The organism is Luteibacter jiangsuensis (assembly GCF_030812295.1).
Taxonomy (GTDB): domain Bacteria; phylum Pseudomonadota; class Gammaproteobacteria; order Xanthomonadales; family Rhodanobacteraceae; genus Luteibacter; species Luteibacter jiangsuensis_A.
Map to the genome: position 1 here is coordinate 1,015,001 of NZ_JAUSSK010000002.1, position 16,164 is coordinate 1,031,164.

Here is a 16,164-nt window from a genome sequence, read left to right on the forward strand (position 1 = left end):
CACACAAGTCACCTGCACATCCACGCATGCTTTAGGCATGCATGCCGTAAGCGATGCCTTATGGGTCTGTAGCTCAGGTGGTTAGAGCGCACCCCTGATAAGGGTGAGGTCGGTGGTTCGAGTCCACCCAGACCCACCACTTGAGAGCACTTATGGGGCCTTAGCTCAGCTGGGAGAGCATCTGCTTTGCAAGCAGAGGGTCGTCGGTTCGATCCCGACAGGCTCCACCAGTTCACGGTAGCGGATGTGTAGCGCACACGAAGATTGATTTTGAAGCCAACCGGCGCTGAGGCCGGTGTGGTGTTCTTTGAAAACCTGTAAACGAGTGACAAGCGTCTTGGTTCAAACCGAACCGAGATAAGTGTTAAGGCGAAACGAAGTGGCTTGGACGATAGGCCCTGAGGCGACTTGGGGTTATATGGTCAAGCGACTAAGCGTATACGGTGGATGCCTTGGCAGTCAGAGGCGATGAAGGACGTGGCAGCCTGCGAAAAGTGTCGGGGAGCTGGCAACAAGCTTTGATCCGGCAATGTCCGAATGGGGAAACCCACCGCTTAGGCGGTATCGTGCAGTGAATACATAGCTGTACGAAGCGAACCCGGGGAACTGAAATATCTAAGTACCCGGAGGAAAAGAAATCAACCGAGATTCCGTCAGTAGCGACGAGCGAACGCGGACTAGCCCAAAAGTGTCGTACATTCTAGTCGAACCGCGTGGAAAAGCGGGCCGTAGACGGTGATAGCCCGGTAGACGAAAGGGTGCATGGCATGAAATTGAGTAAGGCGGGGCACGTGAAACCCTGTCTGAACATGGGGGGACCATCCTCCAAGGCTAAATACTCCTGACTGACCGATAGCGAACTAGTACCGTGAGGGAAAGGCGAAAAGAACCCCGGAGAGGGGAGTGAAATAGACCCTGAAACCGTATACGTACAAGCAGTGGAAGCCCGCAAGGGTGACTGCGTACCTTTTGTATAATGGGTCAGCGACTTACTGTCAGTGGCAAGCTTAACCGTATAGGGGAGGCGAAGGGAAACCGAGTCTGAATAGGGCGAATAGTCTCTGGCAGTAGACCCGAAACCGAGTGATCTATCCTTGACCAGGTTGAAGGTGCGGTAACACGCACTGGAGGACCGAACCCACATCTGTTGCAATAGATGGGGATGAGTTGAGGATCGGAGTGAAAGGCTAAACAAACTCGGAGATAGCTGGTTCTCCTCGAAAGCTATTTAGGTAGCGCCTCGTGCGAACACTGTTGGGGGTAGAGCACTGTTATGGCTAGGGGGTCATTGAGACTTACCAAACCATGGCAAACTCCGAATACCAACACGTGATACACGGGAGACACACGGCGGGTGCTAACGTCCGTCGTGAAAAGGGAAACAACCCAGACCCGCAGCTAAGGTCCCAAAGTCATAGCTAAGTGGAAAACGATGTGGAAAGGCATAGACAGCCAGGAGGTTGGCTTAGAAGCAGCCACCCTTTAAAGAAAGCGTAATAGCTCACTGGTCGAGTCGGTCTGCGCGGAAGATTTAACGGGGCTAAGCTATGCACCGAAGCTCGGGGTGCACACCTTTTGAGGTGTGCGCGGTAGAGGAGCGTTCCGTAGGCCTGTGAAGGTGAGTCGTAAGGCTTGCTGGAGGTATCGGAAGTGCGAATGCTGACATGAGTAACGATAAGGGGGGTGAAAAGCCCCCCCGCCGAAAGCCCAAGGTTTCCTCGCGCAACGTTCATCGGCGCAGGGTGAGTCGGCCCCTAAGGCGAGGCAGAAATGCGTAGTCGATGGGAAGCAGGTTAATATTCCTGCACTTTTCTACAGTGCGATGTGGGGACGGAGAAGGTTAGGTCTACCAGGCGTTGGTTGTCCTGGGGAAAGGCGGTAGGCATGATTCTTAGGCAAATCCGGGAATCTTTATGCCGAGCACCGAGACGAGTCCTATGAGGACGAAGTGACTGACACCACGCTTCCAGGAAAAGCCACTAAGCTTCAGCTGTAGAAAAACCGTACCGTAAACCGACACTGGTAGGCAGGGTGAGAATCCCAAGGCGCTTGAGAGAACTCGGGTGAAGGAACTAGGCAAAATGGCACCGTAACTTCGGGAGAAGGTGCGCCCCTTGGTGTGGTCACGTGCGTGACTGAGCATCGAGGGGTCGCAGTAACCTGGCCGCTGCGACTGTTTATCAAAAACACAGCACTCTGCAAACACGAAAGTGGACGTATAGGGTGTGACGCCTGCCCGGTGCTGGAAGGTTAATTGATGGGGTCAGCCGCAAGGCGAAGCTCTTGATCGAAGCCCCAGTAAACGGCGGCCGTAACTATAACGGTCCTAAGGTAGCGAAATTCCTTGTCGGGTAAGTTCCGACCTGCACGAATGGCGTAACGACAGCGGCGCTGTCTCCACCCGAGACTCAGTGAAATTGAAATCGCTGTGAAGATGCAGCGTTCCCGCGGCAAGACGGAAAGACCCCGTGAACCTTTACTATAGCTTTACACTGAACGTTGAGTTCTTCTGTGTAGGATAGGTGGGAGGCTATGAAACCGAGACGCTAGTTTCGGTGGAGCCATCCTTGAAATACCACCCTGAAGTGCTTGACGTTCTAACCTAGGTCCGTAATCCGGATCGGGGACCGTGTATGGTGGGTAGTTTGACTGGGGCGGTCTCCTCCCAAAGAGTAACGGAGGAGCACGAAGGTACGCTCAGCGCGGTCGGACATCGCGCACTGTGTGCAAAGGCATAAGCGTGCTTGACTGCGAGATCGACGGATCAAGCAGGTACGAAAGTAGGTCTTAGTGATCCGGTGGTTCTGTATGGAAGGGCCATCGCTCAACGGATAAAAGGTACTCCGGGGATAACAGGCTGATACCGCCCAAGAGTTCATATCGACGGCGGTGTTTGGCACCTCGATGTCGGCTCATCACATCCTGGGGCTGTAGCCGGTCCCAAGGGTATGGCTGTTCGCCATTTAAAGTGGTACGCGAGCTGGGTTCAGAACGTCGTGAGACAGTTCGGTCCCTATCTGTCGTGGGCGTTGGAGATTTGAGGGGGGCTGCTCCTAGTACGAGAGGACCGGAGTGGACGTTCCGCTGGTGTTCGGGTTGTCATGCCCATGGCATTGCCCGGTAGCTACGAACGGAAGTGATAACCGCTGAAAGCATCTAAGCGGGAAGCACGCCCCAAGATGAGATCTCCCGAGAGCTTGACTCTCCTTAAGGCACCATCAAGACTAGGTGGTTGATAGGCGCGGTGTGGAAGTGCAGCAATGCATTGAGCTTACGCGTACTAATGAGCCGTGAGGCTTGACCATATAACCCCAAGACGCTTCACCGTCTTCATCTCTTACTCGCGGTTCGACTTACAACCCGGACGCTTGTCACTCGTTTACACCCTCTGTGGAGCCGGCGCTTAACGCGCTGCTCCCACCCCTTCCCTGGCGGCTATAGCGGCGTGGTCCCACCTGATCCCATCCCGAACTCAGAAGTGAAACGCGCATGCGCCGATGGTAGTGTGGCTCAAGCCATGCAAGAGTAGGTCACCGCCAGGGGCTTTATCTAGAAGGCCTCCCCATTCGGGGAGGCCTTCGTCTTTTGTGGTGTTGCTGTCGTGCCCAAAGGGCACGCACTGCAACAGGTCACCGCCAGGGGCTTTATCTAGAAGGCCTCCCCAGTCGGGGAGGCCTTCGTCTTTTGTGGTGTTGCTGTCGTGCCCAAAGGGCACGCACTGCAACAGGTCACCGCCAGGGGCTTTATCCTAAAAACCCGGTCTCATCAGAGGCCGGGTTTTTTCTTTGCGCGCAGCGCGACCCGCAACAGGTCACCGCCGGGGGCTTTATCCTAAAAACCCAGCCTCATCAGAGGCCGGGTTTTTTCTTTGCGCGCAGCGCGACCCGCAACAGGTCACCGCCAGGGGCTTTATCCTAAAAACCCGGTCTCACCAGAGGCCGGGTTTTTCTTTGCCCGGTGGGAGCCGACCTTGTCGGCGATGGGACTCGCCTCAACCTGGCCCGCTGCCGCGGGATCGCCGACAGGGTCGGCTCCCACCAGGGGCCATCAGTGCCTGGAGCTGGACGGCCCCACGGGAACGCTGTATTCGCGCCTGCGGCATGACACCCGCGCGGCAACGCGTCATCATGCCCAAGCGAGATGTAGCAACGGGAAAGATCGATGGATCCACGACTCAATCGGCGACAGGAAGAACTGATCGCCATCGTCCAGCGGGAGGGCTTCGTCGGTGTCGACGAACTGGCCACGCATTTCGACGTGGCCCCGCAGACGATCCGCCGCGATCTCAATCTCCTGGCTGATGGAGGCCTCATCCGCCGCTACCACGGCGGTGTGAGCGCGTCCTCCTCGAGCGTCGAGAACGTGGCCTATGCCGCACGCCAGTCGCTGCAGACCGCGGAGAAGAACCGCATCGCCACGGCGATCGCAAAGTCGATTCCGGATGGATCGTCGCTCTTCATCAATCTGGGCACGACGAACGAAGGCGTTGGCCGCGCGTTGCTCGAGCACCGAGACCTGCGCGTCATCACCAACAATCTCAATATCGCGATCCTGCTCAGTGACAACCCTACGTTCGAGGTCATCGTCGCGGGCGGCGTCGTCCGGGGCCGCGACCATGGCGTGACCGGCGAGGCAACGATCGAGCTCATCCGCCAGTTCAAGGTCGACTTCGGCATCATCGGTATCTCCGGTATCGAACTCGACGGCACGCTCCTGGATTTCGATTTCCATGAAGTCCGCGTTGCCCAGGCGATCATCGAGCATTCGCGCCAGGTCTTCCTCGGCGCCGACCACAGCAAGATCGGCCGCAACGCGATGGTCCGCCTCGGCGACTTCTCGCGTGTAGACGCGTGGTTCACCGATCGGCAGCCGCCCGATGCCTTGCTACCCGTCTTGGAAGCCGCCGGCACCCAGTTGCATATCGCGGAACCCTGAGAGCGAGACAGCCCTCCGACATGCTGTCTACGCTGCACTGCAGCGTGCGATGTTCGTTTGTGTTCGAATATGCTCATTTCCACGCAGGCGAAGCCTGACTGACGCGTGAAATGTTCGTAATCGCAAGCATATTTTGCGAATCGCAAGATAAAACGAACATACCCGAGCGTAGGGTTTCACCCTTCAGCAGGCCTCGCCTCCAGCTAAGCGGAGTTCGCGATGGTCGAGCAGGTCGATATTTTGGTGGTCGGTGGTGGCGTCAATGGCGTCGGCATCGCCCGTGACGCCGCGGGGCGCGGGCTGAGCGTCTGGCTCTGCGAGCGCGACGATCTCGCCGCACATACCTCGAGCGCCAGCACCAAGCTGATCCACGGCGGCCTGCGATACCTGGAACAGTTCGAGTTTGCCCTGGTCGGAAAGGCACTCGCGGAACGCGAGGTGCTCTTGCGCGCCGCGCCGCACATCATCTGGCCGCTGCGCTTCGTCCTGCCGCACCAGCCACACCTGCGTCCGGCATGGATGATTCGCCTGGGCCTGTTCCTCTACGACCATCTCGGCCGCGGCCGCCGCACGTTGCCGGGCTCGCGTCGGGTGCGCTTCGGCAAGCACGTCACCGGCGAGCCCCTGCGCGCCGACTTCAGTGTCGGTTTCGTCTATTCCGATGCATGGGTACAGGACGCCCGCCTGGTGGTGCTCAATGCGATGGATGCCGCGCGGCGGGGCGTGCACATCGAAACCCATACGCGCTGCGTGAGCGCCCGGCGTGATGGGGAAGGCTGGACCGCGGAGCTCGAATCGCGCGACGGCAGCCGCCATTTCGTGAAAGCACGTGCCCTGGTGAATGCAGCCGGCCCGTGGGCCGCCAGTTTCCTCGACGACGTGGCCCATGTGAAGCATCAGCACTCGTTGCGCCTGATCAAGGGCAGCCACATCGTGGTGCCGAAGATTTTCGAGCATCGTTACGCGTACATCTTCCAGCAGCCGGACCGCCGCATCGTCTTCGCGATCCCCTACGAGCGCGATTTCACCCTGATCGGCACGACGGACGTCGAGTATAAGGACGACCCATCGCATCCGACGATCACGGCGGAGGAAACGAGCTATCTCTGCGATGCCGCGAACCGCTACTTCAAAAAACAGCTGACGCCCGACGACGTGGTGTGGAGCTATAGCGGCGTGCGTCCACTCCTGCAGGACGAAGCCGGTAGCGCCTCCGAAGTCACGCGCGACTACCTGCTGGATATCGATCAGAACGGTCCACCGCTGTTGAACGTCTTCGGCGGCAAGCTGACCACCTACCGGAAGCTTTCCGAAGAGGCCGTGGACAAGCTCGCCCCACTGCTGGGCAACCACCAGCCGGCCTGGACCGCCGACGCTCGCCCGCTTCCGGGCGGTGGCGAACGCGATATCGACGAGTTGCTCGCGGATGTCCGCGCCACCCGTCCGTGGCTCCCCGAGACCTTCGCCTGGCGGCTCGTGCACAGCTACGGCACCCGCGCCCGCGATCTGCTGGGCGAGGCCGATGGCCTGAACGCCCTGGGCGAGCATTTCGGCGCGGATCTCTACCAGGCGGAAGTCGATTACCTCGTGCGCCATGAATGGGCCACCGAGGCCGAGGACATCCTCTGGCGTCGAAGCAAGCTCGGCCTGAGGGTCACCCCGCCGGACGTTCAACGCCTTACCGATTACCTGTCCACGAAGCGCTGAGGCGCCACGGGGGCATTTCCAAGACGCGTGCCGTACTGCTGACCGGCACGCGCCCCACGACACAAAGGAGTACTCAGCATGTCGGTCTACCTGAGTGAGTTCCTCGGAACCATGGTGATGATCCTGTTAGGCGATGGCGTCGTCGCCGGCGTGCTGCTGAAGGATTCGAAGGCGGAGAACGCGGGTTGGGGCGTGATCACCTGGGCCTGGGGCCTTGCCGTCCTCATGGGCATTTTCGTCGCCGCGAAAAGCGGTGCCCACATGAATCCCGCGATCACGCTGGCGATGGCCTCCATCGGCAAGCTCTCGTGGTCGCTCGTTCCGGGTTATGTCGCGGCGCAGATGGCGGGTGCCTTCACCGGCGCCGTGCTGGTCTACCTCGCCTACCTGGCACACTGGCGTGGCACCGCCGATCCGGCCAAGAAGCTCGGTATCTTCTGCACGATCCCCGCGATCCGTTCGATCCCGGCCAACCTGGTCACCGAGGTGATAGGCACGTTCGTGTTGGTGTATTGCGTGCTCGCCATCGGTAGCAACGATCTCTCCAAGGGCCTGGCGCCGATCGCCGTCGCACTGCTCGTGGTGGTGATCGGCATGTGCCTTGGTGGCCCCACCGGCTATGCGATCAATCCCGCGCGCGACTTCGGTCCTCGCCTCGCACACGCCTTGCTGCCCATCCCCGGAAAGGGCGGTTCTGACTTCGCCTATGCACCGGTGCCCATTGTCGGTTCGATCATCGGCGCCATGCTTGCCGCCTTCGCCTATACCGCCCTCGCGGCCTGACTCGAGGATTCATCGTGACCACCAAGAAGAAATACATCCTGGCCATCGACCAGGGCACGACCAGCTCGCGCACGATGCTGTTCGACCATGACGGCAACATCGCCGGCACCGCCCAGCGCGAATTTCCGCAGATATTCCCGCAGCCGGGCTGGGTCGAGCACAATCCGCGGGAGATCATGACCAGCGTGCTCTCGACCATGACCGAGGTGATCAGCAGTTCGCAGATCGACCCCGCCTGTATCGAGGGCATCGGCATCACCAACCAGCGCGAGACCGCGGTGGTATGGGATAAGCATACGGGCCAGCCGATCTACAACGCGATCGTCTGGCAATCGCGACAGACCGCCGACATCTGCGACAAACTCAAGGCGGACGGTTACGACGAGATGGTCCGCGAGAAGACCGGCCTGCTGATCGACGCCTACTTCGCCGGTACCAAGGTGCGCTGGATCCTCGACCATGTGGAAGGTGCGCAGGCGAAGGCCGAGGCGGGCGACCTGCTGTTCGGCACCATCGATACCTGGGTGATCTGGAACCTCACCGGCGGCAAGGTGCACGTCACCGACTACACCAATGCCTCGCGCACGCTGATGTACGACATCTACAAGCGTGAGTGGGACGACGCGTTGTTGAAGATGCTCAACGTGCCACGCGCGATGCTGCCGGAGGTGAAATCCTCCAGCGAGATCTACGGCAACACGCAGGCGAAACAGTTCTTCGGCCGCGAAGTGCCGATCGCCGGTATCGCGGGCGATCAGCAGGCGGCGCTGTTCGGCCAGGCCTGCTTCGAGCAGGGCATGGCGAAGAACACCTACGGCACCGGCTGCTTCATGCTGATGAACACCGGCGAGAAGGCCGTGCGCTCGAAGACCGGCCTGCTCACCACCATCGCCTGGGGTGTCGACGGCAAGGTGGAGTACGCGCTGGAAGGCAGCATCTTCGTCGCTGGTTCCGTGATCCAGTGGCTGCGGGATGGCCTGCGCATGCTCGGCAAGGCCTCCGACTCGCAGGCCTATGCGGAACGTGCCAAGGACAACGATGGTGTGTATTTCGTGCCCGCGTTCGTCGGTCTCGGTGCGCCGTATTGGAGAAGCGACGTGCGCGGCGCGGTGTTCGGGCTGTCGCGCGGTACGACAAAAGAGCAGTTCATTCGCGCCGCGCTGGAATCGATGGCGTACCAGACGCGCGACGTGCTCGAGGCGATGCAGACCGACTCCGGCATCCAGCTCAAGGAACTGCGCGCGGACGGTGGCGCCATCGCCAACGACTTCATGGCGCAGTTCCAGGCCGACATCCTCGACGTGACACTGTTGCGTCCGAAGGTACAGGAGACCACGGCGCAAGGTGCCGCTTATCTCGCCGGCCTGGCGGTGGGCTTCTGGAAGGACAAGAAGGAGATCGCCACGCGCTGGGCGGTCGACCGCGAATTCAAGCCGCAGATGACGAAAGAGCGTCGCGACGACCTGTATGAAGGTTGGCAGCAGGCGGTGAGCGCGACGATGGGATTCAAACCGCGCAATTAGTCCGGGCCGGCTGGGTGGGAGCGAACCTTGCGATTGAACTTGCCGCAACCTGGTGGGAGCCGACTTTGTCGGCGATCCCGCGGCAGCGGGCCAGGTCGAGGCAAGCACCCATCGCCGACGAAGTCGGCTCCCACCGGGGTGGGGCAAGCACCCATCGCCGACAAGGTCGGCTCCCACCGGGCCGCGGAACGCAGGGCGGTTGGTGCCGATGGGATCGGTGCCCATGGAAAGGGGCGGCGCAGTGATGCGCCGCCCCTTTATTCATGCACTCCGCGGGACGATCAGGCCAGCGCGTAGCCGAACTGGTCCTTGAATTCGGCGGCGAACTGCTCGTACGTGAAGTACTGGTTCTGCGTGCCCGGATGCTCGACCTTCAGTGCGCCCATCAGCGATGCCATCTTGCCGACGGTGGGCCAGTCGTAGCCCTTCATGATGCCGAAGATGAGACCGGCGCGGTAAGCGTCGCCGCAGCCGGTCGGATCGACCACCTTGTGCTCGCGGGCCGGCGGCACTTCGAGCGTTTCGCCATTCACGTGGATCAGCGAGCCACGGGGACCCAGTGTCACGATGTACGCATCGACCTTCGACGCGATGTCCGTCGCGCTCCAGCCCGTGCGTTGCTGCAACAGTTGGGACTCGTAGTCGTTGACGATGACATACGTCGACTTCTCGATCATCGCGCGGAACTCGTCGCCGTTGAACAGCGGCATCGCCTGGCCCGGATCGAAGATGAAGGGCACGCCACGCGCGGCGAATTCGTCGACATGCTGCAGCATCGCGTCGCGGCCATCCGGCGCGACGATGCCGAACTCGCACTGCTTGATGTCGCGCACGTGGTTTTCGTGCGCGCTCGACATCGCGCCCGGGTGGAAGGCGGTGATCTGGTTGTTGTCCAGGTCGGTGGTGATGAAACACTGCGGGGTGAACTGGTCGTCGAACTGGCGCACGCCGTCGAGGCGGATGCCGAACTTCTCCAGGTGCGCGCGGTACGGCGCGAAATCCTGGCCGACCGTCGCCACCGGCATCGGCTCGCCGCCGAGCAACTTCAGGTTGTAGGCGATGTTGCCCGCGCAACCGCCGAACTCGCGACGCATGGCCGGCACCAGGAACGACACGTTCAGGATGTGCACCTGATCCGGGATGATGTGGTTCTTGAACTGGTCCTGGAAGACCATGATCGTGTCGTAGGCGAGCGATCCGCAGATAACGGCAGTCATGCGTTGGGTGACCCTGGAGGATGGTAAGTGGCGCGGCCGCGAAGGGCCGCCGCGAACGCCGCCCGCGACGGGTCCGGCAAACCTGCGGATCGTACCCAAAATCGGGTCCCGAGGCGACCTCTTCCTGGCCGGTGAGTTTGTCTGCCGGAAGGGGGTTCCGCTCGCATCACCCGGAGTTACAAGGCTTTCTTAACGTATGCGCCCTTGCGTGGGGGAGGGCGCCAATCTAGACTCGCACGCTTACTTTTTCCCGCTATGGGCGCCCGCCGCATCATGTTTAAGAAGTTCCGCGGACTTTTCTCGAACGACATCTCCATCGATCTCGGCACGGCGAATACGCTTATTTATGTGCGTGGGCAGGGCATTGTCCTCAACGAACCCTCGGTCGTGGCGATCCGCCAGGATCGTGGCCCCGGCGGCCCCCGTGCCGTCGCGGCCGTGGGTGGCGACGCCAAGCGCATGCTCGGCCGCACGCCGGGCAATATCGCCACCGTGCGCCCGATGAAGGACGGCGTCATCGCCGACTTCACCATGACCGAGGCGATGCTCCAGCACTTCATCAAGCAGGTGCACCGCTCGCGCATGCTGCGGCCCAGCCCGCGCGTGCTGGTCTGCGTGCCCTGCGGCTCCACCCAGGTGGAGCGCCGCGCCATCAAGGAATCGGCCGAGGGCGCCGGCGCCCGTGACGTCTTCCTGATCGAGGAGCCCATGGCGGCCGCGATCGGCGCCGGCATCCCGGTGCACGAGGCGCGCGGCTCGATGGTCCTGGATATCGGCGGCGGCACCTCGGAAGTGGCCGTCATCTCGTTGAACGGCATCGTCTACTCGCAGTCGGTCCGCGTCGGCGGCGACCGCTTCGACGAAGCCATCATCAACTACGTGCGCCGCAACCATGGCACGCTGATCGGCGAATCCACCGCCGAGCGGATCAAGCTGGAGATCGGCTGCGCCTTCCCGCAGAGCGAGGTCCGCGAGATCGAGATCTCCGGCCGCAACCTGGCCGAGGGCGTGCCGCGCATGTTCACGATCAACTCCAACGAGGTGCTGGAAGCCCTGCACGAGCCGCTGTCCGGCATCGTGGCGGCGGTGAAGGCGGCGCTGGAACAGACCCCGCCGGAACTCTGCTCCGACGTGGCCGAGCGCGGCATCGTGCTCACCGGCGGTGGCGCCCTGCTGCGCGATCTGGATCGCCTGATCTCCGAGGAAACCGGCCTGCACGTGCAGGTGGCCGACGACCCGCTCACCTGCGTGGCGCGCGGCGGCGGCAAGGCCCTGGAGATGATCGACCAGCACGGCAGCGACTTCTTCGCGTTCGAATGATGGCCGCGCGCGCGGCGCTTTGGCCGGAGCGCGCTGATCCATGGCCCTGAATCGCGACGACACGTCGCCCCTGTTCGCGCCCGGCGTGGCGGGGACACTGCGCCTCATCGTCTACCTCGCGCTCGCCTGCGTGCTGATGGTGCTCGATCACCGTGGCGACTGGCTGGGTAATGTGCGCTACGGCCTCTCGCTGCTGGTCGAGCCTGTCTATCGCATCGCGGGCCTGCCATCGCAGGGATTCCAGGCGGCGACGGTGGCGTTCGCCGACCGCCAGCGCCTCACCGAGCAGAACCAGCGCCTGCGTGAAGACCTGCTCCTGGCCAACGCCAAGCTCAACCGCATGGCGTCGGTGGCCGAGCAGAACCAGCGCCTGAAGGAATTGCTGGACACCCAGCACAGCCTTTCGCTCAACGTGCAGCTCGCACGCCTGATCGGCGTCGACCTGGGCAGCTTTCGCCACCGGATCGTGCTCAACGTGGGAGCCCGCGACAAGGTCCAGCCGGGCCAGGTCGTGATCGACGCGCGCGGCGTGATGGGCCAGATCGTCGAAGTGATGCCCACCACCTCGGTCGCCATGCTGATCACCGATCCCAACCACGCGATTCCCGTGACCATCGAGCGCACCGGCTTGCGGACCATCGCCTACGGCTCACGCACGGGCGATTCACTCACGTTACCGAACATCCCCGTCTCGGCCGACGTGCAGGCGGGCGACAAGCTGGTCACGTCCGGCCTGGGCGGCCGGTTCCCGCCGGGCTTCCCCGTGGGCGAGATCCGCGACGTGGCACAGACGCCCTCCGGCACCTTCCTTTCCGCGCAGGCGAAGCCGGCCGCCGACCTGGATCGCAGCGAGGACGTCCTGCTGCTGCACGACCTTGCCGAACCCGCCGGCCCACCGGCGCCCGCGCCGAACGTCGGCCCGCCCGCCGACCTCGCGCCGCCTCCTGGCACGCCGCCGGCGGCGACCTTGCCCTCCGTGACCTCGCCGACCGCGACGCCGGCACCGGCACGTACGTCCACCGCCGCGCCGTCGACGGGGACCACGCCATGAACAAGGTTCGCGTTCGCCAGCTGTGGTTCGCCGCCACGCTGCTGATGTCACTGTTCCTGATGCTGGTCCCGTTGCCGGGCCCGCTCACGCCGTTCAAGCCGTACTGGCCCGCCCTGATCCTGCTCTATTGGTGCCTGCAGTCGGGCGACAGGGTCACCCTTGGCCTGGCCTTCTGTGTCGGCGTGGCCGCCGATCTCTTCGACGGCATCCTGCTGGGTGAGCAGGCCTTGCGCCTTACGGCGATGGTCTTCATCGCGCTCCGTTTCCGTTCGCGCCTGCGCTTCTTCCCGATGTGGCAACAGTCGCTCGCCGTGCTCGGCCTGCTCGTGAACGACCGCATCCTGCTCCTGCTGGTGCGCGTGTTCGGCGGCGATCCGCTGCCGCCACCCGAGTACTGGATATCGCCCCTGGTGGGCGCGGCGCTGTGGCCGTTCGTGTTCCTCATCCTCGACGACCTTCGCGCGCGACTGCGCATCCACGAGGCATGAGCCGGCGGCGCGCCTCGATCAAGGAAGTCCGTGGCGAGGTGGCGCTGTTCCGCCGCCGCGCCATGGCCGGCTTCGCGCTGATCCTGCTCGGCCTCGCCGCCGTGTGCGCTCGCTATGTGTACCTGCAGGTGCTGCACCACGACGAGTTCGTGGCGCGTTCGGACCAGAATCGCGTGAAGCCGCGCGCCATACCGCCGGCGCGCGGCCTCATCTACGACCGCAACGGCGTGTTGCTGGCCGACAACGTCCCTGCGTTCCGGCTGGAAGTGATCCCCGAGCAGGTCAGCGACATGGACGACATGCTCGGCAAGCTCGGTACCGTGGTGCCGCTTAGCGACGAGGACATCGCCACCTTCAAGAAACAGGTGAAGCAGGGGCGCCGGTTCGAGGGGATTCCGCTCAAGCTGAAACTCACCGAGGACGAGATCGGCCGCTTCGCCGTGAATCGCTGGCGGTTCCCCGGCGTGGACGTGGTGCCGTACCTCACCCGGCGCTACCCGATGGGCCCGCTGCTGGCCCATGTCATCGGCTATGTCAGCCGTATCGACGTGGACGATCTCGACCGCATGGACGACGACGAGGAAGCCAGCTACAAGGGCACCACGCACATTGGCCGCATCGGCATCGAACGCTACTACGAGAAGCTGTTGCACGGCGCGCCGGGCTACGAGCTGGTCGAAGTGAACGCCGACGGCCGTACGCAGGCCGTGCTCGACACGACCCCGCCCACGCCGGGCAAGAACATCTACCTCTCCATCGACGTGCGCCTGCAGAAGGCGGCCGAGGAAGCGATGGACGGCCGCTCCGGCGCGGCGATCGCGATCGATCCGCGCAATGGCCAGGTGCTGGCCTTCGCCAGCGTGCCGAGCTTCGATCCCAACCTGTTCGTCAACGGCATCAGCTCGGCCGACTACAAGGCGCTGACCACCGCGCCCGACAAGCCGCTCTACAACCGCGCGCTGCGTGGCGTCTATCCGCCGGGTTCGACGGTGAAGCCGTTCCTTGCGCTGGGTGGCCTGACCATGGGCATTCGCCGGCCGTCCGACACGGTGTTGTCCACGGGTGAGTTCTGTATCCCGGGCCAGTCGCGCTGCTACCGCGACGACAAGCGCGGGGGCGACGGCACGGTGAACATGATCCAGGCGATCGAACTGTCGACCAACACCTATTTCTACCGGCTTGCGCTCGATATGGGCATCGACCGGCTCTCCGACTGGATGGGCAAGCTGGGCTTCGGCAAGAAGACCGGTATCGACCTGGTCGGCGAAGTGGAGGGCGTGCTGCCCTCGCGCGAGTGGAAAGCGGCGCGCAGCAAGGCGGGCTGGTTCCCCGGCGAGACCATCATCTCGGGTATCGGCCAGGGCTACTGGGCGGTCACACCGCTCCAGCTGGCGCACGCCACGGCCACCTTCGCCGGCCGCGGCATCCCCTATACCCCGCATTTCCTGCTCGACACGCAGGATGGCGTCGACAGCCCACGCGTGCCGCAGTCGTTCCCGCCGTCCGGGCCGTCGGTGATCCGCAAGGCGGCCGATTGGGATGCCGTGAATGATGGCATGAAGGCCGTCATCAACTCGGGCAGGGGCACCGGCAAGCGCCTGCCATTCGGCTTCCCGTACATCATCGCGGGCAAGAGTGGCACGGCCGAGCGCTTCTCGCGCAAGACCGACGCCTACGACACCAACAAGAACACCGCGTACCTCGCCAGCCGCCACCGTGCGCTGTTCATCGCCTACACGCCCGCCGACGATCCGAAGATCGCCGTGGCCGTCGTGCTGGAGGCCGGTGCCTGGGGTGCGCAGGATTCCGGTCCGATCGCGCGAAAGATCCTCGATCAGTGGGTGGTGGACGAAGGCGGGCAACGGCCGGAGAACTTGCCACCGGGCCCGATCGTCACCGCCGACGCGATACCGGAACCCGCGCCGGGCGAAGCCTCGTCCGTGCAGGACGCCCAGCCCGCCGGGGCCGCCAGTACCGACCTGCCGCCCCAGGACGATGGGGAGGACCAGTAGCCATGTTCCAGACGCTCACCACGCGGATGAAGCGCTTCGGCCTGCGCCTGCTCACGCGGCCACGGCTCGACCTGCCGCTCCTGCTGGCGCTCTTCGTGCTCGGCTGTGCGGGCCTCGCCACGCTCTACAGCGCGGGCAACGGCAATTTCTCGCTGGTCACCGGACAGGCCGCGCGCTTCGTCCTCGGCGCCGTGCTGCTGTTGGTCATCTCGCGCATCCCGCCGCCGGTGCTGCGCTCGTGGACGCCGTGGCTCTACCTCGGCAGCACCGCCTTGCTGGTGGTCGTGGCCGTGCTCGGCGAAGGCCGTGGCGCGTATCGCTGGCTCGACCTGGGCGTCATGCGCTTCCAGCCATCCGAGCTGCTCAAGCTGACCATGCCGATGATGGTCGCCTGGTACCTGCATCCACGGCAGTTGCCGCCAAGCTGGAAGGACATCATCGTGGTCGGCCTGCTGATCGCGGTGCCGGCCGGGCTCATCGCCGAGCAGCCCGATCTCGGCACCGCCTTGCTCGTGGCCGGAGCCGGTGCGTTCGCGCTGTTCCTTTCCGGCATGGCCTGGTGGCGCATCGGCCTGCTCGTGGGCGGCGTGGGCGCGGTGATTCCCGTGGCGTGGCAGTTCCTCCACGAATACCAGCGCAATCGCGTGCGCACGCTGCTCGACCCCGAATCCGATCCCCTGGGCAATGGCTGGCACATCATCCAGTCGAAGATCGCGGTGGGTTCCGGCGGCATGTTCGGCAAGGGCTGGCAGCAGGGCACGCAGTCGCGCCTGGAGTTCCTGCCCGAGCACACCACCGATTTCATCTTCGCCGTTTTCTCCGAGGAATTCGGCCTGGTGGGCGTCATCGCGATCATGCTGCTCTATGCCTTCATCATCGGCCGCTGCCTGTGGATCGCGATGAATGCGCGCGACACGTATTCGCGCCTGCTCGCCGGCGCGATCGGCATGAGCTTCTTCGTCTACGTGGCGGTGAACGGCGGCATGGTCGCGGGCATCCTGCCGGTGGTGGGCGTGCCGATGCCGCTGGTGAGCTACGGCGGCACCTCGGCGGTTTCCCTGCTCACGGGCTTCGGCGTGCTGATGTCGATCCATGCGAACCGGAAACTGCACGACTAGGCCTCCGCGG

Annotated in this window: 10 protein-coding genes, 2 tRNA genes and 2 rRNA genes; 13 read left to right on the plus strand and 1 reads right to left on the minus strand. The window is 63.3% G+C overall.

Annotated features, from left to right (window positions below):
* Window positions 1–62: 62 nt before the first annotated feature.
* The 8 genes from J2T07_RS09845 to glpK all read left to right on the plus strand — a co-directional run bounded on the left by J2T07_RS09845 (window position 63) and on the right by glpK (window position 8,948).
* Window positions 63–139 (plus strand) — tRNA-Ile (locus J2T07_RS09845).
* A 15-nt stretch (window positions 140–154) separates the two neighbouring features.
* Window positions 155–230 (plus strand) — tRNA-Ala (locus J2T07_RS09850).
* A gap of 190 nt (window positions 231–420) precedes the next feature.
* Window positions 421–3,305, plus strand: a 23S ribosomal RNA gene (locus tag J2T07_RS09855).
* A 122-nt stretch (window positions 3,306–3,427) separates the two neighbouring features.
* Window positions 3,428–3,542 (plus strand): 5S ribosomal RNA (gene rrf / locus J2T07_RS09860).
* 619 nt (window positions 3,543–4,161) lie between these two features.
* A complete protein-coding gene (locus J2T07_RS09865) occupies window positions 4,162–4,935 on the plus strand; it encodes a DeoR family transcriptional regulator (RefSeq protein ID WP_306849408.1) in 774 nt (257 codons plus the stop codon).
* A 219-nt stretch (window positions 4,936–5,154) separates the two neighbouring features.
* Window positions 5,155–6,642, plus strand: coding sequence for a glycerol-3-phosphate dehydrogenase (glpD, locus tag J2T07_RS09870; protein ID WP_306849410.1), 1,488 nt, complete (start codon window positions 5,155–5,157; stop codon window positions 6,640–6,642).
* 78 nt (window positions 6,643–6,720) lie between these two features.
* Window positions 6,721–7,425, plus strand: coding sequence for an MIP/aquaporin family protein (locus J2T07_RS09875; RefSeq protein WP_306849412.1), 705 nt, complete (start codon window positions 6,721–6,723; stop codon window positions 7,423–7,425).
* A gap of 14 nt (window positions 7,426–7,439) precedes the next feature.
* Complete coding sequence (glpK, locus tag J2T07_RS09880; protein ID WP_306849414.1) at window positions 7,440–8,948, plus strand: glycerol kinase GlpK; 1,509 nt, start codon at window positions 7,440–7,442, stop codon at window positions 8,946–8,948.
* A 281-nt stretch (window positions 8,949–9,229) separates the two neighbouring features.
* On the opposite strand, the gene J2T07_RS09885 is transcribed toward glpK, so the two are convergent.
* Window positions 9,230–10,165 (minus strand): carbohydrate kinase family protein, encoded by a 936-nt coding sequence (locus tag J2T07_RS09885; RefSeq protein ID WP_306849416.1) that lies wholly within the window; start codon window positions 10,163–10,165, stop codon window positions 9,230–9,232.
* 273 nt (window positions 10,166–10,438) lie between these two features.
* On the opposite strand from J2T07_RS09885, the gene J2T07_RS09890 reads away from it, so the two are divergent.
* Genes J2T07_RS09890 through rodA form a run of 5 tightly spaced genes read left to right on the plus strand, consistent with a single transcriptional unit; the run spans window position 10,439 to window position 16,154 of the window.
* Window positions 10,439–11,485, plus strand: a complete 1,047-nt coding sequence (locus J2T07_RS09890) for a rod shape-determining protein (RefSeq protein ID WP_072322142.1) — start codon at window positions 10,439–10,441, stop codon at window positions 11,483–11,485.
* A gap of 40 nt (window positions 11,486–11,525) precedes the next feature.
* Complete coding sequence (gene mreC, locus J2T07_RS09895) at window positions 11,526–12,536, plus strand: rod shape-determining protein MreC (RefSeq protein ID WP_306849423.1); 1,011 nt, start codon at window positions 11,526–11,528, stop codon at window positions 12,534–12,536.
* Complete coding sequence (gene mreD, locus J2T07_RS09900; protein ID WP_306849425.1) at window positions 12,533–13,024, plus strand: rod shape-determining protein MreD; 492 nt, start codon at window positions 12,533–12,535, stop codon at window positions 13,022–13,024. The genes mreC and mreD overlap by 4 nt, the downstream gene beginning before the upstream one ends.
* Window positions 13,021–15,036 (plus strand): penicillin-binding protein 2, encoded by a 2,016-nt coding sequence (mrdA, locus tag J2T07_RS09905; protein WP_306849426.1) that lies wholly within the window; start codon window positions 13,021–13,023, stop codon window positions 15,034–15,036. Before mreD ends, mrdA begins: the two co-directional genes overlap by 4 nt.
* 2 nt (window positions 15,037–15,038) lie before the next feature.
* Window positions 15,039–16,154, plus strand: coding sequence for a rod shape-determining protein RodA (rodA, locus tag J2T07_RS09910; RefSeq protein WP_306849428.1), 1,116 nt, complete (start codon window positions 15,039–15,041; stop codon window positions 16,152–16,154).
* Window positions 16,155–16,164 lie beyond the last annotated feature (10 nt).

Excerpts from the sequence above, each read along its gene's own strand:
- mreD (WP_306849425.1), top strand. The coding sequence starts at position 12,533 with ATGAACAAGGTTCGCGTTCGCCAGCTGTGGTTCGCCGCCACGCTGCTG.
- J2T07_RS09865 (WP_306849408.1), top strand. The coding sequence starts at position 4,162 with ATGGATCCACGACTCAATCGGCGACAGGAAGAACTGATCGCCATCGTC.
- rodA (WP_306849428.1), top strand. The coding sequence starts at position 15,039 with ATGTTCCAGACGCTCACCACGCGGATGAAGCGCTTCGGCCTGCGCCTG.
- mrdA (WP_306849426.1), top strand. The coding sequence starts at position 13,021 with ATGAGCCGGCGGCGCGCCTCGATCAAGGAAGTCCGTGGCGAGGTGGCG.
- J2T07_RS09875 (WP_306849412.1), top strand. The coding sequence starts at position 6,721 with ATGTCGGTCTACCTGAGTGAGTTCCTCGGAACCATGGTGATGATCCTG.
- mreC (WP_306849423.1), top strand. The coding sequence starts at position 11,526 with ATGGCCCTGAATCGCGACGACACGTCGCCCCTGTTCGCGCCCGGCGTG.
- J2T07_RS09885 (WP_306849416.1), bottom strand. The coding sequence starts at position 10,165 with ATGACTGCCGTTATCTGCGGATCGCTCGCCTACGACACGATCATGGTC.
- glpD (WP_306849410.1), top strand. The coding sequence starts at position 5,155 with ATGGTCGAGCAGGTCGATATTTTGGTGGTCGGTGGTGGCGTCAATGGC.
- J2T07_RS09890 (WP_072322142.1), top strand. The coding sequence starts at position 10,439 with ATGTTTAAGAAGTTCCGCGGACTTTTCTCGAACGACATCTCCATCGAT.